Annotated in this window: 28 protein-coding genes; 17 read left to right on the top strand and 11 right to left on the bottom strand. The window is 68.6% G+C overall.

The features are described from left to right. Positions 1-52 precede the first annotated feature (52 nt). Positions 53-967, bottom strand: a complete 915-nt coding sequence (locus EJO71_RS30210; protein ID WP_125952363.1) for a LysR substrate-binding domain-containing protein — start codon at positions 965-967, stop codon at positions 53-55. 166 nt (positions 968-1133) lie between these two features. On the opposite strand from EJO71_RS30210, the gene EJO71_RS30215 reads away from it, so the two are divergent. From EJO71_RS30215 to EJO71_RS30250, 8 genes are all read left to right on the top strand, one after another. Next, entirely contained in the window at positions 1134-1919 is a 786-nt protein-coding gene (locus EJO71_RS30215; protein WP_125952362.1) for an ABC transporter permease subunit, read from the top strand. 10 nt (positions 1920-1929) lie between these two features. Continuing rightward, the gene (locus EJO71_RS30220; protein ID WP_125952361.1) at positions 1930-2958 is read left to right on the top strand and encodes an ABC transporter ATP-binding protein; all 1029 of its coding nucleotides are present in this window, start codon (positions 1930-1932) and stop codon (positions 2956-2958) included. 46 nt (positions 2959-3004) lie between these two features. Then, positions 3005-4084 (top strand): extracellular solute-binding protein, encoded by a 1080-nt coding sequence (locus EJO71_RS30225; RefSeq protein WP_125952360.1) that lies wholly within the window; start codon positions 3005-3007, stop codon positions 4082-4084. Positions 4085-4090: 6 nt separating this feature from the next. Then, the gene (locus EJO71_RS30230) at positions 4091-4915 is read left to right on the top strand and encodes an ABC transporter permease subunit (protein WP_125952359.1); all 825 of its coding nucleotides are present in this window, start codon (positions 4091-4093) and stop codon (positions 4913-4915) included. Then, positions 4863-5414, top strand: coding sequence for a TIGR00725 family protein (locus tag EJO71_RS30235; RefSeq protein ID WP_125952358.1), 552 nt, complete (start codon positions 4863-4865; stop codon positions 5412-5414). Before EJO71_RS30230 ends, EJO71_RS30235 begins: the two co-directional genes overlap by 53 nt. A gap of 45 nt (positions 5415-5459) precedes the next feature. Beyond that, the gene (locus EJO71_RS30240) at positions 5460-6977 is read left to right on the top strand and encodes an AMP nucleosidase (protein WP_125952357.1); all 1518 of its coding nucleotides are present in this window, start codon (positions 5460-5462) and stop codon (positions 6975-6977) included. Positions 6978-7102: 125 nt separating this feature from the next. Then, positions 7103-8116: a tripartite tricarboxylate transporter substrate-binding protein gene (locus tag EJO71_RS30245; protein ID WP_171022456.1), complete on the top strand. Its 1014-nt coding sequence runs from the start codon at positions 7103-7105 to the stop codon at positions 8114-8116. Positions 8117-8237: 121 nt separating this feature from the next. Then, positions 8238-9242 carry a tripartite tricarboxylate transporter substrate-binding protein gene (locus EJO71_RS30250; RefSeq protein WP_125952356.1) on the top strand — a complete coding sequence of 335 codons (1005 nt, stop codon included), beginning with the start codon at positions 8238-8240 and terminating at the stop codon, positions 9240-9242. Between the two features lie 12 nt (positions 9243-9254). Here the strand turns inward: EJO71_RS30250 and EJO71_RS30255 are convergent, their stop codons facing one another. Continuing rightward, positions 9255-9959, bottom strand: coding sequence for a helix-turn-helix transcriptional regulator (locus EJO71_RS30255; protein ID WP_125952355.1), 705 nt, complete (start codon positions 9957-9959; stop codon positions 9255-9257). A gap of 83 nt (positions 9960-10042) precedes the next feature. Between EJO71_RS30255 and EJO71_RS30260 the strand changes: the two genes are divergently transcribed. Continuing rightward, positions 10043-11215: a cytochrome P450 gene (locus EJO71_RS30260; RefSeq protein WP_164546938.1), complete on the top strand. Its 1173-nt coding sequence runs from the start codon at positions 10043-10045 to the stop codon at positions 11213-11215. Here the strand turns inward: EJO71_RS30260 and EJO71_RS30265 are convergent. Both EJO71_RS30265 and EJO71_RS30270 read right to left on the bottom strand, forming a co-directional pair. Continuing rightward, positions 11173-12165 carry a pyridoxamine 5'-phosphate oxidase family protein gene (locus tag EJO71_RS30265; protein ID WP_125952354.1) on the bottom strand — a complete coding sequence of 331 codons (993 nt, stop codon included), beginning with the start codon at positions 12163-12165 and terminating at the stop codon, positions 11173-11175. The two genes, EJO71_RS30260 and EJO71_RS30265, sit on opposite strands and share 43 nt — an antisense overlap. Continuing rightward, positions 12162-12821 (bottom strand): glutathione S-transferase, encoded by a 660-nt coding sequence (locus tag EJO71_RS30270; protein WP_125952353.1) that lies wholly within the window; start codon positions 12819-12821, stop codon positions 12162-12164. Before EJO71_RS30270 ends, EJO71_RS30265 begins: the two co-directional genes overlap by 4 nt. A gap of 114 nt (positions 12822-12935) precedes the next feature. Between EJO71_RS30270 and EJO71_RS30275 the strand changes: the two genes are divergently transcribed. Next, positions 12936-13826, top strand: a complete 891-nt coding sequence (locus EJO71_RS30275) for a LysR family transcriptional regulator (protein ID WP_125952352.1) — start codon at positions 12936-12938, stop codon at positions 13824-13826. Here the strand turns inward: EJO71_RS30275 and EJO71_RS30280 are convergent. From EJO71_RS30280 to EJO71_RS30300, 5 genes are all read right to left on the bottom strand, one after another. After that, a complete protein-coding gene (locus tag EJO71_RS30280) occupies positions 13816-14826 on the bottom strand; it encodes a nucleotidyl transferase AbiEii/AbiGii toxin family protein (RefSeq protein ID WP_125952351.1) in 1011 nt (336 codons plus the stop codon). The genes EJO71_RS30275 and EJO71_RS30280 overlap by 11 nt on opposite strands. Then, entirely contained in the window at positions 14823-15425 is a 603-nt protein-coding gene (locus tag EJO71_RS30285) for a hypothetical protein (protein ID WP_240651567.1), read from the bottom strand. Before EJO71_RS30285 ends, EJO71_RS30280 begins: the two co-directional genes overlap by 4 nt. Beyond that, positions 15422-16111 carry a hypothetical protein gene (locus tag EJO71_RS30290; RefSeq protein WP_125952350.1) on the bottom strand — a complete coding sequence of 230 codons (690 nt, stop codon included), beginning with the start codon at positions 16109-16111 and terminating at the stop codon, positions 15422-15424. Before EJO71_RS30290 ends, EJO71_RS30285 begins: the two co-directional genes overlap by 4 nt. Further along, positions 16108-16950 (bottom strand): hypothetical protein, encoded by an 843-nt coding sequence (locus EJO71_RS30295; RefSeq protein WP_125952349.1) that lies wholly within the window; start codon positions 16948-16950, stop codon positions 16108-16110. Before EJO71_RS30295 ends, EJO71_RS30290 begins: the two co-directional genes overlap by 4 nt. Before the next feature lie 99 nt (positions 16951-17049). Next, a complete protein-coding gene (locus EJO71_RS30300; protein WP_125952348.1) occupies positions 17050-17415 on the bottom strand; it encodes a hypothetical protein in 366 nt (121 codons plus the stop codon). A gap of 89 nt (positions 17416-17504) precedes the next feature. On the opposite strand from EJO71_RS30300, the gene EJO71_RS30305 reads away from it, so the two are divergent. Both EJO71_RS30305 and EJO71_RS30310 read left to right on the top strand, forming a co-directional pair. Continuing rightward, a complete protein-coding gene (locus EJO71_RS30305) occupies positions 17505-18428 on the top strand; it encodes an ATP-binding cassette domain-containing protein (protein ID WP_125952347.1) in 924 nt (307 codons plus the stop codon). Positions 18429-18431: 3 nt separating this feature from the next. Then, a complete protein-coding gene (locus EJO71_RS30310) occupies positions 18432-19277 on the top strand; it encodes an ABC transporter permease (protein WP_125952346.1) in 846 nt (281 codons plus the stop codon). Here the strand turns inward: EJO71_RS30310 and EJO71_RS30315 are convergent. Further along, positions 19267-20325 carry a MerR family transcriptional regulator gene (locus EJO71_RS30315; protein WP_125952345.1) on the bottom strand — a complete coding sequence of 353 codons (1059 nt, stop codon included), beginning with the start codon at positions 20323-20325 and terminating at the stop codon, positions 19267-19269. The two genes, EJO71_RS30310 and EJO71_RS30315, sit on opposite strands and share 11 nt — an antisense overlap. A 195-nt stretch (positions 20326-20520) precedes the next feature. On the opposite strand from EJO71_RS30315, the gene EJO71_RS30320 reads away from it, so the two are divergent. From EJO71_RS30320 to EJO71_RS30335, 4 genes are all read left to right on the top strand, one after another. Next, positions 20521-20976: a MarR family transcriptional regulator gene (locus tag EJO71_RS30320; protein ID WP_125952344.1), complete on the top strand. Its 456-nt coding sequence runs from the start codon at positions 20521-20523 to the stop codon at positions 20974-20976. Positions 20977-21082: 106 nt separating this feature from the next. Beyond that, positions 21083-21508: an organic hydroperoxide resistance protein gene (locus EJO71_RS30325; RefSeq protein ID WP_093058675.1), complete on the top strand. Its 426-nt coding sequence runs from the start codon at positions 21083-21085 to the stop codon at positions 21506-21508. A gap of 163 nt (positions 21509-21671) precedes the next feature. Further along, positions 21672-22787, top strand: a complete 1116-nt coding sequence (locus EJO71_RS30330) for a DUF2855 family protein (protein WP_125952343.1) — start codon at positions 21672-21674, stop codon at positions 22785-22787. 36 nt (positions 22788-22823) lie between these two features. After that, positions 22824-23858 carry a serine/threonine protein kinase gene (locus EJO71_RS30335; protein WP_125952342.1) on the top strand — a complete coding sequence of 345 codons (1035 nt, stop codon included), beginning with the start codon at positions 22824-22826 and terminating at the stop codon, positions 23856-23858. On the opposite strand, the gene EJO71_RS30340 is transcribed toward EJO71_RS30335, so the two are convergent. After that, positions 23849-24751, bottom strand: coding sequence for a LysR family transcriptional regulator (locus tag EJO71_RS30340; protein WP_125952341.1), 903 nt, complete (start codon positions 24749-24751; stop codon positions 23849-23851). The genes EJO71_RS30335 and EJO71_RS30340 overlap by 10 nt on opposite strands. A gap of 101 nt (positions 24752-24852) precedes the next feature. On the opposite strand from EJO71_RS30340, the gene EJO71_RS30345 reads away from it, so the two are divergent. After that, positions 24853-26544, top strand: a complete 1692-nt coding sequence (locus tag EJO71_RS30345) for an acyl-CoA dehydrogenase family protein (RefSeq protein ID WP_125952340.1) — start codon at positions 24853-24855, stop codon at positions 26542-26544. The last annotated feature ends 27 nt before the right edge of the window (positions 26545-26571 follow it).

Raw genomic sequence — 26571 nt, forward strand, 5'->3', positions numbered from 1 at the left:
TTCGTTTCCCTGGTTGTCCGTACGTATGGCGAGCGTAGCCAGCACCGGCGCTTCATGCCTCGGCTTCCACGCCGCGCGATTTCAGCCCCTCGTCCAGCAGCCATTCGCGGAACGCCGCGAAGGCCGGCAGGTCGAGCCTGTCGGGCCGGTAGCAGAGGTAGTGTCCCTGGTTCACGCTCACCGGCGTGCCGCAGGGGCTCAGCAGGGCGCCTTCGGCGAGCTCTTCCTGAACCAGCAGTTTCGGCACGAGGCCGATACCCAGCCCGTTGAGCGCCGCCTGGATCAGCGCCGAGTACTGCGCGAAGCGTGGCCCGGCGACGATCTGCACCTCGGGCACGCCGTGCTGCACGGCCCACAGGCGCCACGCGGTGGGCGCGCCCTCGTGGTGCAGCAGCGTGTGGCCGACGATGTCCGCGGGCTGCGCGATGCGGTGCCGCCCTTCCACCAACGAGCGCGCCACGATCAGCACGAACTCGCGCCCCGCGATGTATTCGGACACCACGCCGGGCCAGCCGTCGGGGCCGTAGCGGATGGCGGCGTCCACGCCGGCCGGAATGCCGTCGCTGGGCTCCAGGTGGCGGCTGAAGCTCAGCATGACGTGGCGGCTCTTCTGGCTGAAGGCGGGCAGGCGCGGAATGAGCCACTTGGTGAGGAACGTGGGCACGCTGGCCAGCGTGAGCAGGCCGGCGCCGGCGTCGCCCGAGCGCGCCTCGAAGGTCGCCGTTTCGATGGCGCGCAGGCCGCCCGAGATCTTCTGCCAGTACACGCGCCCCTGCGGCGTGAGCTGCACGCCGCGCCCGTTCTTCTGCAGCAGCTCGCGGCCCAGGAAGGCCTCGAGCCCCGCGATCTGCTTGCTGACCGCACTCACGGTGATGCACAGCGCCCCGGCCGCGAGCGTGATGCTCTGGTGGCGCGCCACGGCGTCGAAGGCCAGCAGCTCCTGGATGGTCGGGCAGTCGCGCTTCATGCATGGCCTCGCTTCATGAAAGCCGCATGAAAAACGCTTTCCGATTGCTCAAGTGTCGTCATCCAACTTTCACCCATAAGTACGCATGCGATTCCTAGAATTCGAGGCAACGCGGCGGCATGTTCGGCGCGGACAGTAGCGCATCCGGAAAGTATGCCGGGTGTCCATGACATTGGGAGCCACCTTGATCCGCGGCATTTCGCTCATCTACGGCCTGTACCTGCTGCTGCCCATCGCCCTGCTGCTGGTCGGCAGCGTGGGCGGCAACTGGACCAACACGCTGCTGCCCACGGGCACCACGGGGCAGTGGTATGTCGACCTCTGGCTCGACACTTCCTTCCGCAAGGCCTTCGTGAGCAGCCTCGTGGTGGCGATGGCGGCCTGCGCCATCAACACCGTGCTGGCGCTGCCGCTGGCCTATGCGCTGTACCACGGCGCGCGGCGCGGCGGCAGCCTGGCGGCGCGCATCGTGAGCGCCACGCCGGTGGCGGTGCCGGCGATCACGCTGGCCTTCGGCTACATGATCGTCTTCAACACCGACCTCGCGCCCTGGCTGGGCTCGATGCCGCTCTTGATCGCGGCGCACGCGATCCTCACGCTGCCCTACCTCACCAACACGCTGCTGACCGACCTGCGCCACCTCGACCTCGGCCGGCTCGAACAGGCGGCCGCCACGCTCGGCGCCTCAGGCTGGCAGCAGTTCACCGGCATCGTGCTGCCCAGCCTGCGGCAGAGCCTGATCAGCGGGCTGGTGATGGTGGCTGCCATTTCGGTGGGCGAGTTCGGCGTATCGAACCTGCTCACGAGTTTCCAGAACCGCACCTATCCGGTGGTGCTTCTGCAGGCCTTCTACGGCGCGACGGGCTTCGCCTGCGCGGCCACGGTGATCCTGCTGGTGCTGGCGAGCGCGTCGGCGCTTCTTTCATCTTCCCTCGTGAAGCAACGCGCATAACCGATACGCCATGAGCCTCCTCTTCGACAAGGTCAGCTACAACTACCCCGGCAGCACGCACGGCCTGCACGACGTGTCGCTCGACGTGCGCACGGGCGAACTGGTCGCGGTGATCGGGCCCAGCGGCTCGGGCAAGTCGACACTGCTCAAGCTGGTGGCCGGCCTGGAGACCGGCCACACCGGCCGCATCGCGCTCGGCGGCGAAGACATGTCGCGCACGCCGGTGCACCAGCGCCACATCGGCATGGTGTTCCAGAGCTACGCGCTCTTTCCGCACCTGAGCGTGCTCGACAACGTGGCCTACGGGCTGAAGCTGCGCAAGGTGGCTACCGCCGAGCGGCGCCAGCGCGCGCAGGAACTGCTCGACATCGTGGGACTGGGCGACTTCTCCCAACGCGCCGTGGCTCAACTCTCGGGCGGGCAACAGCAGCGCGTGGCCCTGGCCCGCGCGCTGGCCATCGACCCGCGCGCCCTGCTGCTCGACGAGCCGCTGTCGGCGCTAGACGCCAGCGTGCGCGGTCATCTGCGCGACCAGATCCGCTCCATACAACAACGCTTCAACGCCACCACGCTGCTGGTCACGCACGACCAGGAAGAAGCGCTGGTGATGGCCGACCGCGTGGCCATGCTCAAGGACGGCAGGCTGCTGCAGATCGCCACGCCGCGCGAGATCTATGAGAACCCCGCGAGCCGCGCGGTGGCGGAGTTCGTCGGGCTCTCGACGATCCTGCCCGCGAAGGTGGCGGCGCCGGGCCGGCTGGACCTGGGCTTTGCCGAACTCTTCGCGGACACCGGCCGTCGCGCCTTCGGCACCGCGGTGCACGTGCTGGTGCGCCCCGAGCACATCCACCCCGACCCGGCGCCCGACGCCGTGAACCGCCTCGAAGGCCGCACCGGCGCGCAGCGCTACCTGGGCGCACTCACGCGCTACGACTTCGAGGTGCAGGGCGCGGGCAAGCCCTTCCTCGCCGAATCGGCGAAGCCCGCCTCGCAGGCCATCGCCATCGCGCCCGAGCACCTTCGCCTGCTCGACAACTGAATCGACAACCGAATCAACCACTGAACCTTTCCTTCAAGGAGCCACCATGCAACGCAGACATCTGATCCAGGCCGCCGGCGCACTGCCTCTGGCCACTCTGGCGGCACGCACCGCCTTCGCCTTCGATGGCCCCGAGCTCTACGCGGGCGAGAAGGCCCTGTACGCCGAGGCGCAGAAGGAAGGCCTGTGCGTCTCCTTCGACACCGGCCCCGAATGGGCCAACTGGAAGTCGCTATTCCGCGACTTCAAGAAGCGCTACCCCGAGATCGAGCTGACCTACAACGACATCGGCTCCGCCGCCACCGTGGTCGCGCTCGAGAAGACCAAGCGCCGCCCGCAGGCCGACACCGCCTACTACTTCGCCGCATCGGCCGTCGACGCAGCCAAGAAGGATGTCGTCGCCCCCTTCAAGCCCGTCAACTTCGACAAGCTGCCACCCGTGTTCCGCGAGGCCGAGGGCCGCTGGTTCACCATCCACACGCTCAACATCGCCTTCCTGGTCAACAAGAAGCTGGTGAAGAACGTGCCCACCGGCTGGGCCGACCTGCTCAAGCCCGAGTTCAAGAACACGGTGGTCTACCTCGACCCGCGCTCCACCGGCATCGGCCAGGTGCTGACCTTCGCGGCGGCATACGCCAACGGCGGCAGCGTCGACAACGTGCAGCCCGGCACCGACTACCTCGGCAAGCTGCATGCGGCCGGCAACGTGCTGCGCGTGGAAGGCACCACGCCCTACGCCAAGTTCCTGAAGGGCGAGATCCCGGTGTGGATCAGCTACGAGAACGACGGCCTGAAGGCCAAGCACGTCGACGGCATGGGCGACGCGGTAGAAGTCGTGATCCCGAAGGAAGCCAGCGTGGCCGCGCCCTACGCCATCAGCCTCGTGAAGAACGGCCCGAACCCGAACGCCGGCAAGCTGTGGCTCAACTTCATCATGAGCGAGGCCGGCCAGTCGCTGTTCGCCCAGGGCTTCGTGCGTCCCGCCGTGCCGGGCACGCCGCTGTCGGCCGATGTGGCGGCGAAGATGCCGGCCGCGCCGCAGATCAAGCCGCTCGACGTGGTGAAGGCCTCGGAGCGCAAGGCGGAAGTCGACAAGCTCTGGGCGCAAGCCGCACTGGGCAAGTAAGCAGCCATGCGACGCTTTGGCGCCTGGCCCGCCTGGGCCTTCATGGCGCTGTTCTTCGCGGTGCCGCTGGCGGCGCTGCTGCCCGAGGCCTTCGGCGAGGGCGGCAGCGCCTTCGGTCGGCTGTTCGGCAACCCGCTCTTCTTCGGCGCGCTGCGCAACACGCTGGCGCTCGGGCTTGCGGCGGGAGCGATGTCGGCACTGGTGGGCACCTGCATCGCGATCGAACTCGCGCGCCAGCCCGAAGGCCGGCGCCAATGGATGATGACGCTGCTGGGCCTGCCGCTGGCTTTCTCGGGCCTGGTGATCGCCTACGGCTTCATCCTGGCCTTCGGCCGCGCCGGCTTCGTGACACAGCTCCTCGCGGGCCTGGGCGCCGACCCGGCCGTCATCGGCAGCTGGATCTACAGCGTATCGGGCCTGGGCTTTGCCTATGCCTACTACCTGATCCCGCGCGTGGCGCTTTCGCTGTACCCGGTGTTCGCGAACCTCGACCTGCGCCCCGCGCAGGCCGCGCGCACGCTGGGCGCATCGCGTTCGCGCGCCTTCTGGGACACGGTGGTGCCCGAGGTGCTGCCCTCGGTGCTGTCGAACGCCTGCATGGTGGCCGCGATCGCGATGGGCACCTACGGCACGGCGCTGGCGCTGGTGGGCACGCAGCTCAACATCCTGCCGCTGATGCTGCTGGCGCAGGTGGGCGACGGCGGTTCCGATTTCGCGGTGGCGGCGGCCCTGTCGCTGGTGCTGATGGTTGTGTGTGTGATCGTGATGGGAGTGGGCGATGTCTTTACGCGAAGGCGCGAGCGCGGTGGCGCTGCCGGCGCCGGTCATTGAGGCGCTGGAGCGCCTCGCGCAGAAGCAGCGGGGGCCGCAGCGCCACCGGCAGCCGGTGGCCATCATCGGCCCCGGAGACGGTGGTCCGGCCGAATGCGAGGCCGCGCACGCGGTGGCGCATGCATTGGCCGGCGCGGGCATGGCCGTGGTCTGCGGCGGGCGTGGCGGCGTGATGGCCGCAGCCTCGCGCGGCGCCGTGGAGGCCGGCGGCATCGCCGTGGGCATCCTGCCCGAGGACGACGACCGCAACGCCAACGAATGGCTCAGCGTGGCCATCCCGACCGGCATGGGCGAGATGCGCAACGGCATCGTCGCGCGCAGCGGCGTGTGCCTGGTCGCCATCGGCGGCAACATGGGCACGCTGTCTGAAATGGCGCTGGGGCTCAAGTGGGGCAAGCCGGTGTTCGTGATGCATGGCGACGTGCCGCTGCCCGGCGCGGTGCAGGCCACGGACCTGAACGACATGCTGGCCAAGGTGCTCGCCTGCCTGTTGACCTAGAAAGCGGCGCCGGCGGCCGCCACGGCAGCATTGCACAATGACGGCATGCCCTACATGCCCACCTTTGTCGCTCCCGCCCGCTTCACCGATGCCGCCGCCGCACTCGAACAGGTCAAGGCCATCTACCAGGCCGGCCTCGCCCACCTGCGCGAATCGATGCTGCGCTTCGTCGCCGGCGAGGAACTGCCGGGCCGGGTGCGGGCCTGCTACCCCTTCGTGCGGGTGCACACCCACACCGTCTCGCGCCACACGCCGCCGGCCAATGCAGGCCTGAGCTACGGCTTCGTGGCCGGCCCCGGCCGCTACGAGACCACATTGACGCGGCCCGACCTGTTCTCGCGCTACTACCTCGACCAGTTCCGCCTGCTGCTGGAAAACCACCAGGTCGAGATCGAGGTCGGCACCAGCACGCAGCCCATCCCGATCCACTTCTCCTTCGCCGAGAACGACCACATCGAAGGCACGATGAGCGCCGAGCGCCGCGCCCTCATGCGCGACGTGTTCGACCTGCCCGACCTGGGCGTGATGGACGACGGCATCGCCAACGGCACCTTCGAGGCGCGCGACGGCGAGGCTCAACCGCTGTCGCTGTTCACGGCCGCGCGGGTCGACTATTCGCTGCACCGCCTGCGTCACTACTCGGGCACGGCGCCCGACTGGTTCCAGAACTTCGTGCTCTTCACCAACTACCAGTTCTACATCGACGAGTTCGTGCGCCTCGGCCACGAGGCCATGGCCGACGAGAACAGCGAGTACGTCGCCTTCATCGAGCCCGGCAACGTGGTCACGCGCCGGCGCGGGCTGCCCGCGGGCTCGAGCGCCACCTACGGCCACCTGCTCGACGGCAGCCAGGGCATCGCGCCGCCGCGGCTGCCGCAGATGCCGGCCTATCACCTGGTGCGCGAGGACTGCAGCGGCACCACCATGGTCAACATCGGCGTCGGCCCGGCCAACGCCAAGACCATCACCGACCACATCGCGGTGCTGCGCCCGCATGCGTGGATGATGCTGGGCCACTGCGCCGGCCTGCGCAACACGCAGCAGCTCGGCGACTACGTGCTGGCCCACGCCTACGTGCGCGAGGACCATGTGCTCGACGAAGAGTTGCCGCTGTGGGTGCCGATTCCGGCGCTGTCGGAGATCCAGCTCGCGTTGGAGAAGGCCGTGGCCGACGTCACGCGCTACGAAGGCCCCGACCTGAAGAAGATCATGCGCACCGGCACCGTGGCCAGCACCGACAACCGCAACTGGGAACTGCTGCCGGGCAACCAGCCGCAGCGCCGCTTCAGCCAGAGCCGTGCGGTGGCGCTCGACATGGAAAGCGCGACCATCGCGGCCAACGGCTTCCGCTTCCGCGTGCCCTACGGCACCCTGCTGTGCGTGAGCGACAAGCCGCTGCACGGCGAGATCAAGCTGCCCGGCATGGCCAACCACTTCTACCGAGAGCGCGTGGAGCAGCACCTGCGCATCGGCATGCGGGCCATCGACATCCTGCGCGAGGAAGGCTCGTCGCGGCTGCACAGCCGCAAGCTGCGCAGCTTCGCCGAGGTGGCGTTCCAGTAAGAAGAAGAGCTCCAGCAGCGGCCCCGCGAAACTCGGGGCCTCAGGGTTTGTCCTGCCCGCGCGCTCGCGGGATTGGCGCGTTTCGCGGACATCATCCGGTTTACCCCACGACAACCGGAAAGAAGATGACCCAGTCGCGTTCCGTTTCCCCTATCTCCCGTCGCAGTTTCTCTGCATGGATCGCGGCCTCGGCCGCAGCAGTCGGCGGGGGGCGTGCCGCCCTGTGGCCGCGCGAAGCCCACGCGGCCGACGCGCCGGTGAGCAACAAGCTGCGCATCGTGATTCCCGCCAACGAGGGCGGCGGCTGGGACCAGACCGGACGTGCGCTCGGCGCCGCGATGCTCGCGTCGGGCGCGGTCGGCAACGTGGTGTACGAGAACATCGGCGGCAAGGGCGGCACCGTCGGCCTTGCGAAGTACGTCGAGAAATTCGACGCCGACCCCGACACGCTGCTGATGAGCGGCATGGTCATGGTCGGCGCGGTGGCCCTGCAGAAGCCCACGGTCACCATGGCCAACATGGCGCCCATCGCCCGCCTCACCAGCGACTACGAAGTGATTGCGGTGAAGGCCGACTCTCCCATCAGGACGCCGAAGGACCTGATCGCGCAACTGCGCTCCGATGCGGCCGGCACCGTCGTCGCGGGCGGTTCGGCCGGCGGCGTGGACCACATGTACGCCGGCATGCTGGCGCGCGTGGCCGATGCCTCGCAGTCGCTGGTCTACCTGGCGCACCCCGGCGGCGCGGAGGTGGTCGAGGCGCTGGAAAGCGGCAAGGCCGCGGCGGGCATCTCCGGCTACAGCGAGTTCGCCGAGAGCCTGGCCAGCGGCAAGCTGCGCGCCATCGGCGTCTCGTCGAAGCGGCCGTTCCAGGGCATCGCCTCGGTGCGCGAGCAGGGTGTGGAGGCCGACCTCGCCAACTGGCGCGGTGTGCTCACCGGCCGCAAGGTGCCGCCGTACCGCAAGGCGGCGCTGCTGACGGTGGTGAAGCGCGCCACCGCCACCGACGTGTGGCAGAAAGCCATCAAGCAGAACAACTGGGACCCGTTCTGGCTCGAGGGCAAGGAGTTCGAGAGCTTCCTCGAGACCGACACGGCGATGGCCGGGCCGCTGATCTACCTGCTCAAGCTGAAGGCCTGAGCGGCCTGCCCAGGCCGCCGGGCCCGCTCATTTGTTCGGGTTTTCCCCGAGCAAATGACACTAATGACTGACACGGTTTTCGTTCATCATCCCGTTACTTTTACGGGGAGATTGAAACAAAATGACGCATTCCGTGCTAACTCCTTCTCGCCGCGGTTTCGCCGCATGGCTTGCATCGACCGCGGCGGCCGGGGTGGTGCCCGCTTCGCTCTGGCCCGCTGCGGCCCAGGCGGCCGAGCCGCAGCTGATCCCGAAGCTGCGCATCTTCATTCCCGCCAATGAGGGCGGCGGCTGGGACCAGACCGGCCGCGCGCTCGGCGCCGCCATGATCGCCTCGGGCGCAGTGGGCGACGTGGTCTACGAGAACCTCGGCGGCAAAGGCGGCACCATCGGCCTGGCGAAGTACGTCGAGAAGTACGACGCCGACCCCGACACCTTGCTGATGAGCGGCATGGTCATGGTCGGCGCGGTGGCGCTGCAGAAGCCCGCCGTCACCATGGCGCAGGTCGCGCCGGTGGCCCGGCTCACCAGCGACTACGAGGTGGTGGCCGTGAAGGCCGACTCTCCCATCAAGACACCGAAGGACCTGATCGCGCAGCTGCGCGCCGATGCCGCGAAGACCGTCATCGCCGGCGGCTCTGCGGGCGGCGTCGACCACATGTACGCCGGCATGCTGGCGCGCGTGGCCGGCAACGCGGGCGCGCTGGTCTACCAGCCGCATCCGGGCGGCGCGCAGGTGGTCGAGGCGCTCGAATCGGGCAAGGCGGCCGCGGGCATCTCGGGCTACAGCGAATTCAGCGACCACCTGGCCAGCGGCAAGCTGCGCGCCATCGGCGTGTCGGCCAAGCGCCCGTTCCTGGGCATTCCGTCGGTGCGCGAACAGGGCGTGGACGCCGACCTCGCCAACTGGCGCGGCGTGCTCACCGGCAAGAAGGTCACGGCCGAGCGCAAGGCCGTGCTGCTCGAAGCCGCGCGCCGCGCCACCATGGCCGACGTCTGGCAGAAGACCATCAAGCGCAACAACTGGGACCCGTACTGGATGGCGGGCAAGGACTTCGAGAGCTTCCTCGATCTCGATACGGCGATGGCCGGGCCCCTGATCTATCTGCTCAAGCTGAAAGCCTGAACGCTCCGCGCTTCAGGCGAAGAGTTCCGGCATCTCGCGCTGCGCCTTCGGCGTCAACGTGAGCGCGCGCCCGTCGAGTTCCTGGCGCACCCATCCGCGTTTCAGCGACAGCTGCAGCCATGCGGCACCCAGCGCGCCACCCAGGTGCGGGCGGCGCTCGCTCCAGTCGAGACAGGCGCAGGCAAAGCGGCGGCGCGAGCGGCGCACCGCGTCGATCTCGACGCCCAGGCTCTCCAGCGCGATCGCGCCTTCGGAGGTGAGCTCGTACGAGCCGCTCTGCAGACCGCTGAGCCAGCCCCGCGCATGCAGCCGGTCGTGCAGCGCGACGCCGGCCGTGCCCGCCATGTGGTCGTAGCAGGTGCGCGCGCTGCGCAGGCGGCTGGGCGTGTTGGGCTTGAACTCGGGCGCGGGCGGCGTACGGGGCGTCCCGGCCACCACCATCAGGCTCTCGAGCGCGGAGGCGACGTCGTCGTTGGCAAGGCGGAAGTAGCGGTGCTTGCCCTGCACGAGCACGTCGACCAGCCGTTCTTCCTTCAGGCGCGCGAGGTGCGCGCTGGCGGTGGACGCGGCCACCTCCGCGACGGTGGCGAGCTCGGTGGCGGTGCGCGCGTGGCCGTCCATCAGGCAGCTCAGCATGCGGGCGCGCGCCGGCTCGGCGATGGCACCGGCGAGGCGGGCCAGTTGAAAGTCTGCGGAGGAGGAAAGGGTGTCGTCCATGCGGCCATCGTAAGACGGTGGCGCATCCGACACTTCGTTCGCGGGCGAAGTGTGGCGGCAGCTTCGACCGCACACTGCAGTCCATGAACCAAAGCCCCACGCTCTCCGCCGTGCCCGCCGATCCGGTCGCGGCCGTCACGCACGCCGATCCCTATCCGTACTACGCAGCCCTGCGTGACGGACCGCCGCTCGCGTGGAACGAGAAACTTCGCCTCTGGGTGGCAAGCCGCGCGGACGTGATCGAACAGGTGCTGCAGGCGCACGGCGCGCTGCGCGTGCGGCCGGCGGCCGAGCCGGTGCCTCGCGCCATCGTGGGCAGCCCAGCCGGCGAGGTGTTCGGCCATCTCGTGCGCATGAACGACGGCGCGGCGCACCAGGCCCACCGGCCCGCGCTGCAACGCGCGCTCGCCGGACTCGACCTGGACGCGGTGCATGCGGCTGCCCTGAGCGTGACGCAGCGCGTGCCGCAGCAACAGCCGCTGTCCGACACGCTGTTCTCGATGCCCGTGCAGTCCGTCGCGCACCTGCTCGGCTTTGCCGACGATGCGTTGTCGCAGGTGGACCACTGGATGCGCGACTTCGTAGCTTGCCTGTCGCCGCTGTCCACAGCCGATCAGCTGCAGCGCGCGAGCGCCGCCGCCGGCGAGCTGATGACGCGCTTCGAGGCCCTGGCAACAGGCACGCCGCCGCGCCACGGCACGCTGCTCACCGCCGTGCTGGCGGAAAGCGCGGGCGATGCGCCGCTTTCGCGCTCGCTGCTGGCGAACGTCGCCGGACTGCTTTCGCAGACCTGCGACGCCACGGCGGGGCTCGTCGGCAACAGCCTGATCGCGCTGATGCGCGAGCCTTCGCTGCTCCCGTCGACCCGCACCCGCGACGGCCTGCAGGCCGTCGTCGAGGAAACCGCGCGGCACGACCCGTCCGTGCACAACACGCGGCGCTTCGCTGCCGAGGCCGTCACCATCGCCGGCACCGAGCTGGCCGCGGGCGACGCGGTGCTCGTGCTGCTGGCATCGGCCAACCGCGACCCGGCCTTCAACCCCGACCCCGACCGCTTCATGCCGGTGCGCGCCAGACGCCGCATGCTCGGCTTCGGTCACGGCATCCACGCCTGTCCGGGACAGGCGCTGGCCTGCACCCTGGCGGCGGCAAGTCTGCGCACACTGCTGCAGCGCGCGCCCGACCTCGATGCGCTGCGGCTGCGCGGCTGGAGCTACCGCCCGTCGGTCAACGGGCGCATCCCGGCGTTCCACTGACCGGTGCCGGCGAGGTGCGGCGACAGCTGCGCATCGCCCCAGCGCAGCGGCAGCGCCGCCGGGCGGCGCAGCGCGTGCTCGACATGGAAGCGCACCAGCCGCTCCGCGCCTTCGAACGCGGCCACTTCGGGCCCGTCCCACACGATCTCGGCGGTGGCCGCCACATGCAGCAGATCGCCGCTGTCGAAGTCGACGAAAAGCAGCCCGGCACGCGGATGCGCCGCGAGATTGCCCAGCGTGTTGAAGAAGCGGTTGCCGTTGAAGTCCGGCAGCGTGAGCACGTCGTCGCCGTCGATGCGCACGAAGCCCGGGCGGCCACCGCGGTGCGAGACGTCGACGCCGTGCGAGCTCGCATCGGCCGCGTCGCCCGCCGCCGTCTCGTCCGGGTAGGCGGTGGCGATGAACAGCGTGTCGGCGCTGCCGATGAGGCGATGCGCCTCCAGGTCGAGCCTGTCGAGCCATTGCGCCTGCGGTGCCGCGCCGTTGCGAGGCGGAACGAACACCGGCTCGCGCGCCTGGATGTAGCGCGGGCAATTGCCGAAGCTCTGCTGCACCGCGACCATGAAGCCCGCCTCGTCGAGCGACTCCACCGTGCCGTTCATGCGGTTGCGCCGCCGCGTGTGCGGCTGGATGCCCAGCAGGCCCAGCGTGGCGCCCTGCTTCAGCTGGCCGGTAAGCGGATCGCCCGCGGCCGGCAGCGCATCGATGCGCAGGTGCGTAGGGTCGGGCGAGTGCACGAAACCGGCTGGCGCGGCGAGCACGCTGGCCCAGGGCTGCAGGTCAGCATCGATGCTGCCGGCCACGATGAACGGCAGCAGCCCGAAGAACTCGCGATGCTGGTCGGGCATGTAGTCGCGGATGACGCGGGGCCCCGCGACCTCCATCTGCTCGCGCGAACCGGCCAGGGCCTGCAGCGCGCGTTCGCCGGCATGGAAGGGCGCGGCAATCATGATGTGCTTGCCTCCACGACAGGTGCGACTGGCGTGCGCACCATCGGCACGAAGCCCGGCAGGGACTCCACGCGCTCGAGCCACTCACGCACGTTCGGATAGTCGTCGAGCGACACGCTGCCTTCGGGCGCACGCGCCACGTACGCGTAGTTCGCGATGTCGGCCAGCGTGGCTGCAGGGCCCGCGAGAAACGGCTGCTGCTCCAGGTGCATTTCCATCACCGACAGCAGCGCGTGCGAGCGCTTGACGATGTCCGTCGGATCGGCCGATTGGCCGAACAGCGCGATGATCCGCGCCGCCGCCGGGCCATACGCCAGAGGGCCGGCCGCCACCGAAAACCAGCGCTGCACGCGCGCCGCGCCGACCGCATCGCGCGGCATCCAGCGCGACGGATCGGCCGAATAGCGTTCGTTGAGATAGACCAGGATGGCGTTGGAGTCGGCCAGCGTGAGTTCGCCGTCCTCGATCACCGGCACCTGGCCGAAAGGGTTGCGCGCCAGGAACTCCGGCGTGCGGTTCTCGCGCTTGCGCATGTCCAGTTCGATGCTCTCGAAAGGCAGGCCCAGCATCGTGAGGAACAGGCGCACGCGATGCACATGGCCCGAGATGGCGGAGCCGTAGAGCTTGATGGGCTGGGCGGGGCGGGTGGCGGTCATGGGCAATTCCTTTTCTCGGATGTGAGGCAAGAACCGGATTCTTCTCTCTTGCACCGAATGAATGAATAGCCATTCCTGTATTTGACTGCTGCGTTTTCCGGTTTAATCGCCTCCATGGATCGCTTCAAGGCCATGCAGACCTTCGTGCAGATTGCCGACCAGGGCAGCCTGACCCGCGCCGCCGAGGCGCTCGGCACCTCGCTGCCGGCGGTGGTGCGCGCGCTCGCCGCACTGGAGGCGCATCTGGGCGTGCGCCTCTTCCACCGCACCACGCGCCGCCTCTCGCTCACCGAGGAAGGCCGCAGCTACCTGCCGAGCGCGCGCGAGGTGCTGCTCGCGGCCGACGCCGCCGACCTCGCGCTGAAGGCCGAGGCGCGCGAGCCGGCGGGCCAGCTCACCATCACCGCGCCGGTGCTCTTCGGCCACATGTACGTGGCGCCGGCCATCGTGCGCTTCATGAAGCGCTACGAGAAGGTGCGCTGCAGCGTGCGGCTGTACGACCGCACGGTGAACCTGCTCGACGAAGGCATCGACGTGGGCATCCGCATCAGCCCTCTGGAAGACTCGTCGCTCGTCGCGCAGACGATGGGCACCATCCGCCGCGTGCTGGTCGCGAGCCCCGACTACCTGGCGCGGCATGGCACACCGACGCATCCGCGCGATCTGAACGGCGCACCCTGCGTGCGCGGCCGCGTCGACGCGCCGGCGCAGTGGCAGTTCTACGAGAGTGGGAAAACAATCAGCGTGATGCCGGACAACCGCCTGGAGTTCAACCACCTCGCACCGGCCATCGAGTCGTGCGCGGCGGGCATGGGCTTCGGCACATTCTTCTCGTACCAGGTCATGCCGCATGTGGCGCAGGGGCGGCTGAAGCTGGTGCTGGAAGATTTCGAGCCGCCGCCCCGGCCGGTGAGCGTGATCTATCCGAATGCGCGGCTGCTGCCTGCGCGCACGCGGGCGTTCATCGACTGGATGAAGATGGAGTTCGGCGGGCTCAGACTTTGAGAAAGACGCCCCGGCGCGGCGGCGCCTCGGGCAACAGTGCCGCGATCAAGCCATGCAAGGCCTCGTGCAGCTGCGCGAGAAAGACTTCGAGCCGCTCGGGCAAGGCATCGACGCGCGACACGCAGACACTGGCAGGCTCGCCGATGTGAATCGCGACCTGCCACTGCCCGGCCTTGTTGGGCACGCGTCCGTGACGCCAGCATTCCCAGGCCTGCGCCGTCGTTTCCACGGCCCGCTGGCCGGGAAACACGGGGTGCCTCGGCATCTCGCCATTCAGCAGATAGCGCAGCCGTCCGATATCCGCCTTGTCCTGGGCGCACTCGGCACGCAGCGCGCGGCCCACTGCGTCGGCGTCGATGGGGTTGAGCGGCACCAGCCACATCAGGTCGAGCAGATCCTTGAAACGCGGCCGCACCAGGCACTGGTGCAGCTTCCACGCGATCTGCAGGTCGAGCGCGCAGGTGCTCGGCAGGTGGAACGCCTCGCCGAGGCATGGCCGGTAGTGCAGCGGCACGGGTGGAGGATCGAGCTTCAGGTTGAAGCTCACGTCCAGCCGGAAGCGATGCAGCGGAGTCTGCGAATCGCCTTCGAGCACGCAGCCGTCGATGTCGGTGCTGACGGTGGGAAAGTCGTCGTCCATCGCGTAGTCGATCATCCGCCAGAACGCGTTCTCGGTGAACGGACGGAAGTGCAGGCCGTCGTCCAGGTGCACCGTGGTCACGGACTGCGCCCACGTATTCAGCTGTCGGGCGCTGCGCTCGCGGTCGAAAGGCTCGGTGCACACCCAGTCGATGTCGCGCGACAAGCGTTCGTTGTCCTGCTCCGGCGCGCCCAGATACTGGCGCGTGATGAGGCTGCCCTTGAGCATGAAGGGGCCGCCGACCCAGGCGGCCCGGCGCATGAAGCCTTCCAGCAGGACGAGTTCGCGAACCTGCTCGACCGACGCGCCGGTGCGCCGGGCTTCGTTCTCGATGTCGGCCTGCGTCACGGGCAGGGTCATGCCACGGCTTCCAGCCAGCCGGCGTCCATCGACTCGCGGCTGTCCAGCAGGCACATCTCCGTCTCCTGCTTCAGCAGCGGCCAGCCCTGGCGCTCCAGCTGGCCGGCCAGTGCCGCGACGCGCGCCTTGAACCCCGCCAGCGGCTCGCGGCTGCGCAGCGTGACGAAGCGCGTGTCCGTCTCGCCCTTCAGGCTGTTGCGCGAGAGCCGGGCCCCGTGCGTCTCGCACAGGTGCTGCAGCGCGGAGGCATCGTGCAGCCGCAGCTTGCCGTGCCATTCGAAATACTCGTCGGGCCGGTTCAGGCATTCGTTCCCCTGGATGGGTGCCTCGACCTTCACGCGCAGCACGGCCATGCCGGCGCGCGCCAGCCACTGTGCCAGCGCCATCGCCTCGGACTTCGCCTCGGCCAGGTCGCCGCGCAGCCAGGTGGTGGCCATGGGCTGCTGCTTCTGCTCGCCATGGGCAAGGTCGATCAGCAGCGGCTTGAGCCCTGCCTGCTCGCACACATCGACGAAAAACGGAATCTGCGCGGCATGCAGCGCGCCGCAGGTCAGGTGGAGTTCGAGCCGGCCCTTGCGTAGCCGCGGAATCGTCTTCATGGAGTGGCCACCCGCGCGGGCAGGGGCTTGCCGTCGCACAACGCCGCGGCGTCGGTGACCAATCCGCGCACCGCCTCTTCCATGCCGAGGTTCAGCACCGACATGAATTCGCCGTTGCCGTTCGCCCAGTTGGTGCGCGTGCCCATGCCGTGGTACTGGCGCACGACGGCCTCGGCACCGGGCATGCGGTAGGTGGTCTGCAGCACGACGTGCGAGACGAGGTTCAGGCCGGCCGACCACGAGTGCGCGAGGCGCAGCGCCACATCGGCCGTCACCTGCCGCGCGTTGCCGGCCGCGGGCAGCGCGGCGGTCACGACCTGCAGGCCGTAGCGGCTCGCCGACTGCAGCGCGCCGCGCGTCCACGCACCTGCATCGCCACCACCCTGGATGGACTGGACCGCCACCGGCGTGGCGTGCAGCGTCGGCATCATCAGGGTCAGGTTGCCGACATTGGCCTTGTTGAGGCGCATGTCGTCGATCTTCGGCAGGTACAGGGTGCAACCGCTCGCCACGCGCAACTGCGCAACCGGCGTGCTGTTGGGGCGCTCGGCCGGCTCGGGCGCCGGCTCGTACACCATCGGAAGCGGCTCTGTCTCGGTCAGTGCGTGCGACAGGCCCGGCATGGTACAGAGCGCGGAAAAGGCACCGAGGGCTGCAAGAGCCTTCAGCGCGTGGCGTGGCGTCATGGGGCTGCGCTCCTGACCGAATAAAGGGCACCATCCTGATCGCGGAACAGCACGCGTCCCGGCCGCTCGCCGAAGCTCGAGCCGGCCAGAGTCACCCACGTGCCGTTGACGTTGAAGCGCGCAGTCTTCACCGCGCCCGACCGGGCGCCCGCGACATCGAGCGCCACCGCATGCAAGGTCTGCGCCATCGATTCGCGCATCACGCCACGAAGCACCTGCCCGTCGTCGGCCGTCAGGCGGCGGATGACGGCGGAGCGCGCGACGCCGCCCACCGGCGTCTGGAAGATGACGGCGGCGCGGTAGCTGGGCTCGCTTTTTCCGTCCTGCCAGAGAAGGGCCGAGGTGCGCGTGGTGAACGCGCCCAGCCCGGGCTCCAGCGCGTACTGCAGCAACAGCACCATGTAGGCGGGGCCGTTCCTGGTGGCGGCGATGCGGGCTTCCTGCTCGGCCTTCGGCGGCATGGCCGACAGCACCTGCGAGGAGCGGATCTTCAGCGGGAACGCATCCGGCTCGGCCAGCAGCGTGCCGAGCGCCTGGCCTGCCTCCGCGCGGTAGTCGTAGTCGAGCAGCGGACCGACGATGGCCTGCACCTCGGCGCTCATGTCCTTCTGGCGCGACTGCTGCACCGACGAATCGATCAGCGCGCCGATCAGTCCGCCGCCCGTTGCCGCGCTCACGCCGGGGGATTGCGCGGAGAACATGAAGCTCTCCTGCGCGACGACGACGCGCAGGTCGATCTCCTGGACCTTGCTGCGGTCCGCGGCCGCCAGCGGCTTGTGAAAAGGCGCGCAGGCGCCGAGCAGCAGCAATGCCGCCAGCGCCAGCCAGAAACGCAGCATCCTTGGGTCTCCTCCCGTGTGCAATGCCATTGGCTCATTCATCCGTCGATCGATGGGTGCGACGATTTTGCCGCCGCCAGGGGTGCGATCCGCCCCGGGTTATCGAGGGCCCATGGTGCCGGTCGTCTTCAGGCGGCTGTCGAGCATCCAGCCCATGGTGTCCTCGCCCGTCTTCGGGTGGATGAACATAACCTGAACCCACTCCTTGTACGGCGTGTAGACGGTGACGCGGTCCTTCGGAATGAGGAATTTGCCGCTGTCACAGGCGGCGTCGGGCGCCGTATGGAGATGCGCCCGGCCGGCACCGACCACGACCGCTCCGTAGCGCGGAACGAAGCCAGGGCTCGCATTCGCGACCGCATGGAGCTGCTCGCACCGTTTCGGATCGGCCGGCGTTGCGGCCGCCGCCGCTTGCACCGCCGTGGCAGCCAGCCACATTGCGCACCATGAAGTTGCTCTGAACATCGGCGGATTGTCCATCGATTGAAGCGATGGGAACGCCCGCCGCGCGGCTGCGTCAGAATGGCCGCGTGCCGCCTACACCATCCCCCGCATTGCCCCCCCTCTTCCACGCCAGCCATCTGCACAAGCGCTACGGCGACACCACGGTCGTGAACGACCTGTCGTTCGAGATCGCGCCCGGCGAATGCCTTGGCGTGATCGGCCCGAACGGCGCCGGCAAGACCACCACCATCCGCATGTGCCTGGGCCTCACCGCGCCCGACGGCGGCGACATCTCCGCGCTCGGGCTGCAGATGCCGCGCGATGCGCTGGCCATCAAGGCACAGTTGGGCGTGGTGTCGCAGTTCGACACGCTGGACCCCGACTTCAGCTGCGCCGAGAACCTCGTGGTGTACGGCCGCTACTTCGGCTTCAGCAAGGCGCAGGTCCGGGAGCGCGTGCCCCGGCTGCTGGAGTTCGCGGCCCTGTCGCACAAGGCCGACGCGAAGCCGGGCGAGCTCTCGGGCGGCATGCGGCGGCGGCTGTCGCTGGCGCGGGCGCTGGTCAACGACCCGAAGCTGCTGCTGCTCGACGAACCCACCACCGGACTCGACCCGCAGGCGCGGCACCTCATGTGGGAGCGGCTGCAGGTGCTGCTGCAGCAGGGCAAGTCGATCCTGCTGACCACGCACTTCATGGACGAAGCCGAGCGCCTGTGCTCGCGCCTGCTGGTGCTCGACCACGGCCGCAAGATCGCCGAGGGCCGCCCGCGCGACCTGATCGCCGAACACCTGGAGCCTGACGTGGTCGAGGTGTACGGCAACGGTGCGCTGTCGCTGGCGGAATCGGCCGAGCTGAAGGCGATGGCGGCGCGCGTCGAAGTCAGCGGGGAGACGGTGTTCTTCTACACGCAGGACGCGCGGCGGCTGCTGGATGCGCTGACGCGGCACGGCGGCCTGCGCACATTTCACCGGCCAGCCAATCTGGAAGACCTCTTCCTCAAGCTCACAGGCCGGCAGATTCGCGAGGACGGCTAGACCATGAACACGACGACAACGACAACGACAGCGATCGCGGCGACCGCACCTCCCGCACCTTCGCCATGGCGACCGCCCGAGCTCTCGCTGCGCTGGTGGCCCGTGTTCCTGCGCAACCTGCTGGTGTGGCGCAAGCTCGCCATCCCGAGCCTGATCGGCAACATCGCCGAGCCGCTGATCTGGCTGGTGGCCTTCGGCTACGGCATGGGCGCGCTGGTGGGGCAGGTGTCGGTCGACGGCGTGAAGGTACCGTACATCCTGTTCCTGGCGAGCGGTTCGATCTGCATGAGCGCGATGAACGCGGCGAGCTTCGAGGCGCTGTATTCGGCGTTCTCGCGCATGCACGTGCAGAAGACCTGGGACGGCATCATGAACGCGCCCGTCGGGCTCGACGACATCGTGCTGGCCGAGATGCTGTGGGCGGCGTTCAAGTCGATCTTCACCGTGACGGCGATCCTGTTCGTGATGCTCGGGCTGGGCATCAGCCACAGCCCCAAGCTCATCGTCGCGTGGATGGTGCTGATCGGCGCGGGCATCACCTTCTCTTCGATCGCGCTGATCTTCAACGCGCTGGCGAAGGGCTACGACTTCTTCACGTACTACTTCACGCTGTTCATGACGCCGATGATGTTTTTGAGCGGCGTGTTCTTTCCGCTCGAACAGCTGCCCACGGCAGTGCAGGCCGTGGCTGCATGGCTGCCGCTGACGAATGCGGTGGCGCTGGTGCGGCCGCTCTTCATGGACCAATGGCCGACGGGCTGGTGGGTGCACGCGGTGGTGCTGGCGGTGTACGCGGTGGTTGCGTTCTGGGCCGCGCTGGCGTTGACGCGGAAGCGGTTCAGGGCGTGAGCGACTGAAGGCGGCCTGACGATGGTCGCCACGCGACGACTCCCGCGGTCCGGGCCCGCACTTCAGGCGAAGCCAGGCAGGTGGCAACCGCTTCGTAGCCCGGCGCACCGGGATACGGTGCGACCTGCATCGGCGGGCTGTGGTTCGCGGGGCAGAGGATGATGGTTTCGTCCGGGCCGACGGCGGACAGGTCGAGGATGGCGCAAGAGCGGGTGAGCATGAAGAGAGGGCGCGCGTTGGCTCCTCGGCGGCGCAGCCAGGCGATCAGCGCTTCCTGGGTTGCGTGGTCGAGGCCCTGTTCGATCATGTCCACGACCAGCGCATCAGGACCATCGGCCTCCAGCCCGGCGAGCAGCACGACCAAGGCATCCGACGAGTTGGCGCCATCTTCCACCAGCCACGATATCGCCTCGTCGACGCGGGACTTCAATATGGGATCGCTGTCCATCCGCGATTTCGCTGCCGTCACCCCATCATCTTCAAGCCTCTCCAACGCCAGCATGGCTGCGTTGGGCAACGCCTCGGCGAGGCTGTGCGCCAGCCGGGTCTTGCCGCTTCCGAGCGGGCCGATGATGTAGTTCAGCGAGCGGATGTCACGCAGCTCGAAGAGCTCTCCGCCCCACGGCCACGGGAGTTCGAAAGCGACGCGAACTTCGCGCAACGGTGCCTGCAGATTCATCAACTCGTCGACGGTCGGTGCACGGCCTTGCATCAGATCGCTTCGCAGCCCGCGGACCTTCTCGACAGTGCGGGCAAGCTGGCGCAGCTGAGCTTCCAGCGCCGCCTGGTGTGCCGCCAGCGTGGGCTCCAGGCCCTGGGAGTCGCCCTCCAGCACGCGCTTCACCTGCGCAAGGCTCAGCCCAAGCGCGCGCAACGCGACGATCTCCGCAGCCCGGTCCATCTCCTCTTGGCCGTAAGCCCGCCAGCCCGCTTCAGTCCGGCCGGGCTCCACGAGTCCACGCTGTTCGTAAAGCCGCAAGGCCTTGGCCGATACGCCGAGCCGTTTGGCGGCTTCGGATGGGTGGAGCAAGCGGTTGACGGATGGCATGAAGAGAACCTTTTTCGACAGTTTTCCCTTTTTAAGGGCTGCCCCTGGGGCCGGGTCAACAGGCGCAACCGAAAGAGTTGGCGCATGAGCCTTGCAGGTTCAGAATGCCCGTTCCCGGCCGACTGTAGCCCCTGCCGAAACCAGTGCTTGCAAATTAAATTGCACACAATCTAATTGCTCGCTACAATTCAGGCCATGCGCTCCACCCAAGTCTCTACCGACGAAATGCTCAAGCTGGACAACCAGCTGTGCTTCGCCGTGTATTCGGCCTCGCTGGCCATGACGCGGCTCTACAAGCCGGTGCTGGAAAAGCTGCAGCTCACCTACCCCCAATACCTCGTGATGCTCGCCCTCTGGGAGCAGGACGGTCTCATGGTCTCCGAGCTCGGCGAACGTCTTTCGCTCGACTCGGGCACGCTCACGCCGCTGCTCAAGCGGCTCGAAGCCAGCGGCTACGTGGCCCGCGTGCGTGACGTGGCCGACGAGCGCCGCGTGCACATCACGCTGACATCCACCGGGCGCAGGCTCAAGAGCCGCGCATCGAACGTACCGGCCTGCCTGATGGCCGCCGCCGAGTGCTCGGTGCCCGAACTGATTTCGCTCACCCAGCAGATCCAGACGCTGCGCGACCGCATCAAGAAGGCAGCCTGACGCATCGCACCATTTTTCTCCCGCTTCGGTCGATCCCATCAAATCAAGAGAGAACGAAGCCTTTTCACCACCCTCCCTCCGTTTCATCATCACCAAAGGAATCACCATGACCACCAAGCTCGACAAAGTCCTCTACACCGCAGAAGCCCACACCGTCGGCGGCCGTGACGGCGCAGGCAAGTCCAGCGACGGCGCCATCGACGTCAAGCTGAGCTCGCCCGGTTCCGGCAAGCCCGGTACCAACCCCGAGCAGCTGTTCGCGGTCGGCTATGCCGCCTGCTTCATCGGCGCGATGAAGGCCGTCGGCCCGAAGATCGGCGTGAAGGTGCCGGAAGACGTCGCCATCGACTCCAGCGTTTCCCTCGGCCCGACGAACGGCGGCGCTGCTTACGGCATCGCCGTGAAGCTGGCGATCACGCTGCCCGGCCTGGATGCGGATGCCAAGCAGAAGCTGGTCGACACGGCTCACCAGGTCTGCCCGTACTCGAACGCGACCCGCGGCAACATCGACGTCGAACTGACGATTGCCTGAGCTCCCGCGAGCACACGCGAACAAGCGGCCCGGCCACAAGCCGGGCCGCTTTTTTCATGCCCGCCGATGTCTCACGGGTGACGCCGAAACCCGCCGCGCGATGGCGCCTTTCATCAAGCTTGGCTAACGTAGGCGCACATCACAACCGCCAGGAGCCACGCTCATGAGCACCACCAGCCTCCTCATCCGCAAAGACCAGCTCGCCACCACGCGCCTGCACACCGCCACCAACGAAGCACTCGCCGACGGCCAGGTGCGCGTGCGCATCGACAGCTTTGCGCTCACATCGAACAACATCACGTATGCCGCCTTCGGCGACGCGATGAGCTACTGGCAGTTCTTCCCGAGCGGCGAAGAGGGCTGGGGCAGCATCCCCGTGTGGGGCTTCGCGAGCGTGGTGCAGACGCTGCACCCGGGCGTGCCGGTGGGCGAACGGCTCTACGGCTACTGGCCGATGGCCTCCGGCGCGGTGCTGAGCCCCGGCCGCCTCTCGCCCGAGCGCTTCACCGACGTAGCTCCGCATCGCGCCGAACTACCGGCCGTCTACAACCAGTACTTCCGCTGCGCGAGCGACCCGCTCTACACGGCCGACACCGAAGACATCCAGGCCCTGCTGCGCCCGCTGTTCATCACCTCGTGGCTGATCGACGACTTCATGGCCGACAACGATTTCTTCGGCGCCGGCACCATGCTGCTGTCGAGCGCATCGAGCAAGACGGCTTACGGCACCGCCTTCCAGCTGCACCAGCGTAAAGGCATCGAGGTGATCGGCCTGACCTCGCCAGCGAACGTGGCCTTCTGCGAAAGCCTCGGCTGCTACGACCGCGTGGTGACCTACGACGCGCTCGACAGCATCGCGGCCGACACGCCCTGCGTGTACATCGACTTCGCAGGCAACGGCACGCTGCGCAACGCCATCCACGAACGCTTCGCCAACCTGAAGTACAGCAGCTCGATCGGCGGCACCCACGTGGAGCAGCTGGCGAGCAAGGGCGCGGGCAAGAGCCTCTCGGGCCCGCGCGCCACGCTGTTCTTTGCGCCGGCACAAATCAAGAAGCGCACCACCGAATGGGGGCCCGAGGAGTTCGGCCGCCGCATGGTGGCGGCCTGGCACAACTTCCTGGCCACTGTCACCGATGCGAAGAGCCCCTGGCTGCACGCGGAGCACCACGACGGCGGCGATGCGGTGCAGTCGGCTTACGCGCAGGTGCTCGCGGGCAAGGGCGATCCGCGCACGGGCCACATCCTTTCCCTTTACAAACAACCCGTCACGTCCTGACGACGCCGGGCGCCGCGCGGCGACGACAATCGCCGCATGACCCTTTCTTCCGCGGCGCCCGCGAATACACATCCCTACGAGAGCCTCACGCCAGACGTGGTGCTCGACGCGCTCGCGACCCTGGGCCTGCACGGCGACGGCCGGCTCACCGGCCTGAATTCCTATGAAAACCGGGTCTACCAGGTCTACCTGGAAGACCGCAGCGCGGTGGTGGTCAAGTTCTACCGGCCCGGCCGCTGGAGCGAGGCCGAGATCCTCGAAGAGCACGGCTTCTCGCTCGAACTGGCCGCCGGCGAAGTGCCGGCCGTGCCGCCGCTGGCCTTCGACGGCAAGACCCTGCACCACCATGCCGGCTTCGCCTTCAGCGTGAGCCCCTACCGTGGCGGCCGCGCACCCGAGCTCGACGATTTCGAAGTGCTCGAATGGGTGGGCCGCTTCCTGGCGCGCATCCACACCGTAGGCAGCGCGAAGCCCTTCGAGGCCCGGCCCGCGCTCGACCTGCAGACCTTCGGCATCGCGTCGCGCGACTGGCTGCTGCAGAACGAAAAGATCCCGCTCGACGTGCAGCGCGACTGGGAAAAGGCCTGCAACGAGGCGCTGGACATGATCGGCTCGACGGCGCTGGCGGCCAACCCGCCTTCATCCGACTTCCAGCCCCGCAAGCTGCGCCTGCACGGCGACGTGCACCCCGGCAACATCCTGTGGACGCCCACCGACCGCCCCGGCGGCGGGCCGCACTTCGTCGACCTCGACGACGCGCGCACCGGCTTCGCGGTGCAGGACCTGTGGATGCTGCTGTCTGGCGACCGCGCGCAGCGCACCGCACAGCTGTCGGGCCTGCTCGACGGCTACGAGCAGTTCCGCGAGTTCGACCGACGCGAACTGGCGCTGATCGAGCCGCTGCGCACGCTGCGGCTCATCCACTACAGCGCATGGCTGGCGCGGCGCTGGGAAGACCCGATCTTCCCGATCAACTTCCCGTGGTTCGGCTCCAGCGACTACTGGAAGGGACAGATCCTCATGCTCGAGGAGCAGTGCGAGCAGATGGCTGAGGAACCGCTCTACGCCTGATCTTCTCGGGCGGCGGCAATGCTGTCCGCCACGCCCTGCAGCAGCCGCTCGACCAGCACATTGGCCGGCCCGTTGCGCCAGATGCCGTAGGCCTCCGACTGCGCCACGGCCCTGTCGAGCGGCCTGAACACCGCGCCGCGCAGTGCCGAATGCCGCATCGCCTGCGGCACCAGCGCCACGCCCATCCCCTGCGACACCAGCGAGACCACCGCCAGCCAGTGGCGCACCTCGTGCCGCACCTCGGGCAGGAAGCCCGCATCGGCGCAGATCGACAGGATGCGCTCGTGATAGTCGGGCGAGGCCTCGCGCGAGAACAGCACGAAGGGCTGCTCGCGCAGGTCGGCCGGCGCCAGCACGCGCTTGCGCGCCAGCGCATGCCCCGCCGGCAGGCAGGCCACGAAGGGCTCCGACAGCAGCAGACGTTGCTGCAGCTCGGGCGGCACGCGGCGCGTGTGCGCGAAACCCAGGTCGAGCCGGTCGTTCATCAGCTCGGCAATCTGCACGCCCGAGTTGAGCTCGCTCAGCGTGATGCGCACCGCCGGGTGCTTCGCCTGGAAGGATCGCAGCGCCTGCGGCAGGCCGCGGTACAGCATCGCGCCGACGAAGCCGATGCGCAGCCGCCCGGCCGAGCCCAGCGCCACGTCGCGCGCCTCGATGGCGGCCTCCTCGGCCTGCAACAGCACGCGGCGCGCCGAGATGCGCAGCGCCTCGCCCGCCGGCGTGAGCCGCACCTCCTTGCTGTTGCGCTCGAATAGGCGCGCGCCCACGTTGTCTTCCAGCTGCCGTATCGCCACCGACAGCGGCGGCTGCGAGATCGACAGGCGCCGCGCCGCGCGCCCGAAGTGCAGCTCTTCGGCGAGCACGGAGAAGTAGCGCAGGTGCCGCAGTTCCATGAATAGGCAGATCGAATCGAACAAGACCAAATCGATATTAGACACGGATCGTCGCGGCTTCAACAATGCGCAAAACCAAAGGACCCCAGGAGACAACGCGCATGTCCGCAGAGCACGCCCATCCGATCCCCGACCGCCACGGCCAGAACCTCTTCACCACCGACGCCGAGCTGCACGCCCTGCTCGCGCTCTACCTGCCTGACGACCTGCGCCGCCACATGCAGCCGCATTTCGAGCGCCTGGGCGGCCTCGCCGGCGGCCTGATCGACGAGCTGGCCGGCACCGCCGACCGCAACCCGCCCGTGCTGAAGCAGCGCACGCGCACCGGCCTCGACGAGCAGAAGATCGTCAAGCATCCCGCCTACGTGGAGATGGAACGCCTTGCGCTCGCCGAGTTCGGCCTCGCCGCCATCTCGCACCGCGACGACACGCTGGGCTGGAAAGGGAAGATGCCGCCGCTGGTCAAGTACGTGCTGACCTATCTGTTCGTGCAGGCGGAATTCGGCCTGTGCTGCCCGGTGTCGATGACCGACTCGCTCACGCGCACGCTGAAGAAGTTCGGCAACCCCGAACTGGTCGCCAAGTACCTGCCGCGCCTCACCTCGCTCGACTTCGACGAACTCGCCCAGGGCGCGATGTTCATGACCGAGCAGGCCGCCGGCTCCGACATCGCCGCCACCGCCACGATGGCCCACCGCGAGGCCGACGGCAGCTGGCGCATCACCGGCGACAAGTGGTTCTGCTCCAACCCCGACGCCGACTTCGCGATGGTGCTCGCGCGCGCCGACGATGGTGCGGCCGGCATGAAGGGCGTGTCGCTGTTCCTGCTGCCGCGCCGGCTCGACGACGGCAGCCTCAACCGCTACCGCATCATCCGGCTGAAGGACAAGCTGGGCACGCGCTCGATGGCCAGCGGCGAGATCCGCCTCGAAGGCGCCACCGCCTGGCTGGTGGGCGAGGAAGGCCGCGGCTTCGTGCAGATGGCCGACATGGTCAACAACTCGCGCCTGTCGAACGGCGTGCGCGCCGCCGGCCTGATGCGCCGCGCGGTGGCCGAGGCCGAGTTCATCGCATCCGAGCGCCGCGCCTTCGGCCGCACGCTGGAGCAGATGCCGCTGATGCAGCGCCAGCTCGACAAGCTGCGCCTGCCCGCCGAACAGGCCCGCACCATGGTGTGCCAGACCGCCCTTGCACTCGCGCGCTCCGATGCCGGCGAGCCCGATGCCTACGCCCTGCTGCGCATCCTCACGCCGCTCATCAAGTTCCGCGCCTGCCGAGATGCGCGCAAGGTCACGGGCGATGCGATGGAAGTGCGCGGCGGCTGCGGCTACATCGAGGAATGGAGCGACGCGCGCCTCGTGCGCGACGCGCACCTGGGCTCGATCTGGGAAGGCACGAGCAACATCGTGGCGCTGGACGTGATCCGCGCGGTGAAGCGCGAAGGCTCGCTGCCTGTGCTGCGTGCACATTGCGCGAAGCTGCTCGACGACGCGGCGCTCGCTCCCGGTTTCGACAAGGCCCTGCGCAATGCACTGGACCGTGCCGCCGCACTGACCGAAACCGCCGCGCGCGAAGGCGGCGACGTGCTCGCACGCCAGGCCGCATCGGCGCTCTATCACTGCACCAGCGCCATCGCGATGGCCTGGGAGGCCGCGAACGGCGGCTCCGCACCGCGCCTGCGCTGGGCGCAGCTGGTGCTGCTGCATCGCGTGCTGCCACGCGATCCGCTCTCGCCCGATGCGATGCCGGCTGATTGGAACGCCACCGTTCAACCGGCGGCAGTGCCGGCCTGAACAGCGCTCACCCCTCACACAAACAAC

The sequence above is a fragment of the Variovorax sp. 679 genome (assembly GCF_003952185.1).
Lineage (GTDB): Bacteria > Pseudomonadota > Gammaproteobacteria > Burkholderiales > Burkholderiaceae_C > Variovorax.

Coding starts and splice junctions, on each gene's coding strand:
- EJO71_RS30285 (WP_240651567.1), bottom strand. CDS start 15,425: ATGAAGACGATTCCGCGGCTACGCAAGGGCCGGCTCGAACTCCACCTG.
- EJO71_RS30220 (WP_125952361.1), top strand. CDS start 1,930: ATGAGCCTCCTCTTCGACAAGGTCAGCTACAACTACCCCGGCAGCACG.
- EJO71_RS30230 (WP_125952359.1), top strand. CDS start 4,091: ATGCGACGCTTTGGCGCCTGGCCCGCCTGGGCCTTCATGGCGCTGTTC.
- EJO71_RS30335 (WP_125952342.1), top strand. CDS start 22,824: ATGACCCTTTCTTCCGCGGCGCCCGCGAATACACATCCCTACGAGAGC.
- EJO71_RS30310 (WP_125952346.1), top strand. CDS start 18,432: ATGAACACGACGACAACGACAACGACAGCGATCGCGGCGACCGCACCT.
- EJO71_RS30275 (WP_125952352.1), top strand. CDS start 12,936: ATGGATCGCTTCAAGGCCATGCAGACCTTCGTGCAGATTGCCGACCAG.
- EJO71_RS30300 (WP_125952348.1), bottom strand. CDS start 17,415: ATGTTCAGAGCAACTTCATGGTGCGCAATGTGGCTGGCTGCCACGGCG.
- EJO71_RS30210 (WP_125952363.1), bottom strand. CDS start 967: ATGAAGCGCGACTGCCCGACCATCCAGGAGCTGCTGGCCTTCGACGCC.
- EJO71_RS30280 (WP_125952351.1), bottom strand. CDS start 14,826: ATGACCCTGCCCGTGACGCAGGCCGACATCGAGAACGAAGCCCGGCGC.
- EJO71_RS30295 (WP_125952349.1), bottom strand. CDS start 16,950: ATGCTGCGTTTCTGGCTGGCGCTGGCGGCATTGCTGCTGCTCGGCGCC.
- EJO71_RS30245 (WP_171022456.1), top strand. CDS start 7,103: ATGACCCAGTCGCGTTCCGTTTCCCCTATCTCCCGTCGCAGTTTCTCT.
- EJO71_RS30290 (WP_125952350.1), bottom strand. CDS start 16,111: ATGACGCCACGCCACGCGCTGAAGGCTCTTGCAGCCCTCGGTGCCTTT.
- EJO71_RS30255 (WP_125952355.1), bottom strand. CDS start 9,959: ATGGACGACACCCTTTCCTCCTCCGCAGACTTTCAACTGGCCCGCCTC.
- EJO71_RS30225 (WP_125952360.1), top strand. CDS start 3,005: ATGCAACGCAGACATCTGATCCAGGCCGCCGGCGCACTGCCTCTGGCC.
- EJO71_RS30235 (WP_125952358.1), top strand. CDS start 4,863: ATGTCTTTACGCGAAGGCGCGAGCGCGGTGGCGCTGCCGGCGCCGGTC.
- EJO71_RS30330 (WP_125952343.1), top strand. CDS start 21,672: ATGAGCACCACCAGCCTCCTCATCCGCAAAGACCAGCTCGCCACCACG.
- EJO71_RS30265 (WP_125952354.1), bottom strand. CDS start 12,165: ATGATTGCCGCGCCCTTCCATGCCGGCGAACGCGCGCTGCAGGCCCTG.
- EJO71_RS30320 (WP_125952344.1), top strand. CDS start 20,521: ATGCGCTCCACCCAAGTCTCTACCGACGAAATGCTCAAGCTGGACAAC.
- EJO71_RS30250 (WP_125952356.1), top strand. CDS start 8,238: ATGACGCATTCCGTGCTAACTCCTTCTCGCCGCGGTTTCGCCGCATGG.
- EJO71_RS30270 (WP_125952353.1), bottom strand. CDS start 12,821: ATGACCGCCACCCGCCCCGCCCAGCCCATCAAGCTCTACGGCTCCGCC.
- EJO71_RS30260 (WP_164546938.1), top strand. CDS start 10,043: ATGAACCAAAGCCCCACGCTCTCCGCCGTGCCCGCCGATCCGGTCGCG.
- EJO71_RS30215 (WP_125952362.1), top strand. CDS start 1,134: ATGACATTGGGAGCCACCTTGATCCGCGGCATTTCGCTCATCTACGGC.
- EJO71_RS30345 (WP_125952340.1), top strand. CDS start 24,853: ATGTCCGCAGAGCACGCCCATCCGATCCCCGACCGCCACGGCCAGAAC.
- EJO71_RS30340 (WP_125952341.1), bottom strand. CDS start 24,751: ATGGAACTGCGGCACCTGCGCTACTTCTCCGTGCTCGCCGAAGAGCTG.
- EJO71_RS30315 (WP_125952345.1), bottom strand. CDS start 20,325: ATGCCATCCGTCAACCGCTTGCTCCACCCATCCGAAGCCGCCAAACGG.
- EJO71_RS30240 (WP_125952357.1), top strand. CDS start 5,460: ATGCCCTACATGCCCACCTTTGTCGCTCCCGCCCGCTTCACCGATGCC.
- EJO71_RS30325 (WP_093058675.1), top strand. CDS start 21,083: ATGACCACCAAGCTCGACAAAGTCCTCTACACCGCAGAAGCCCACACC.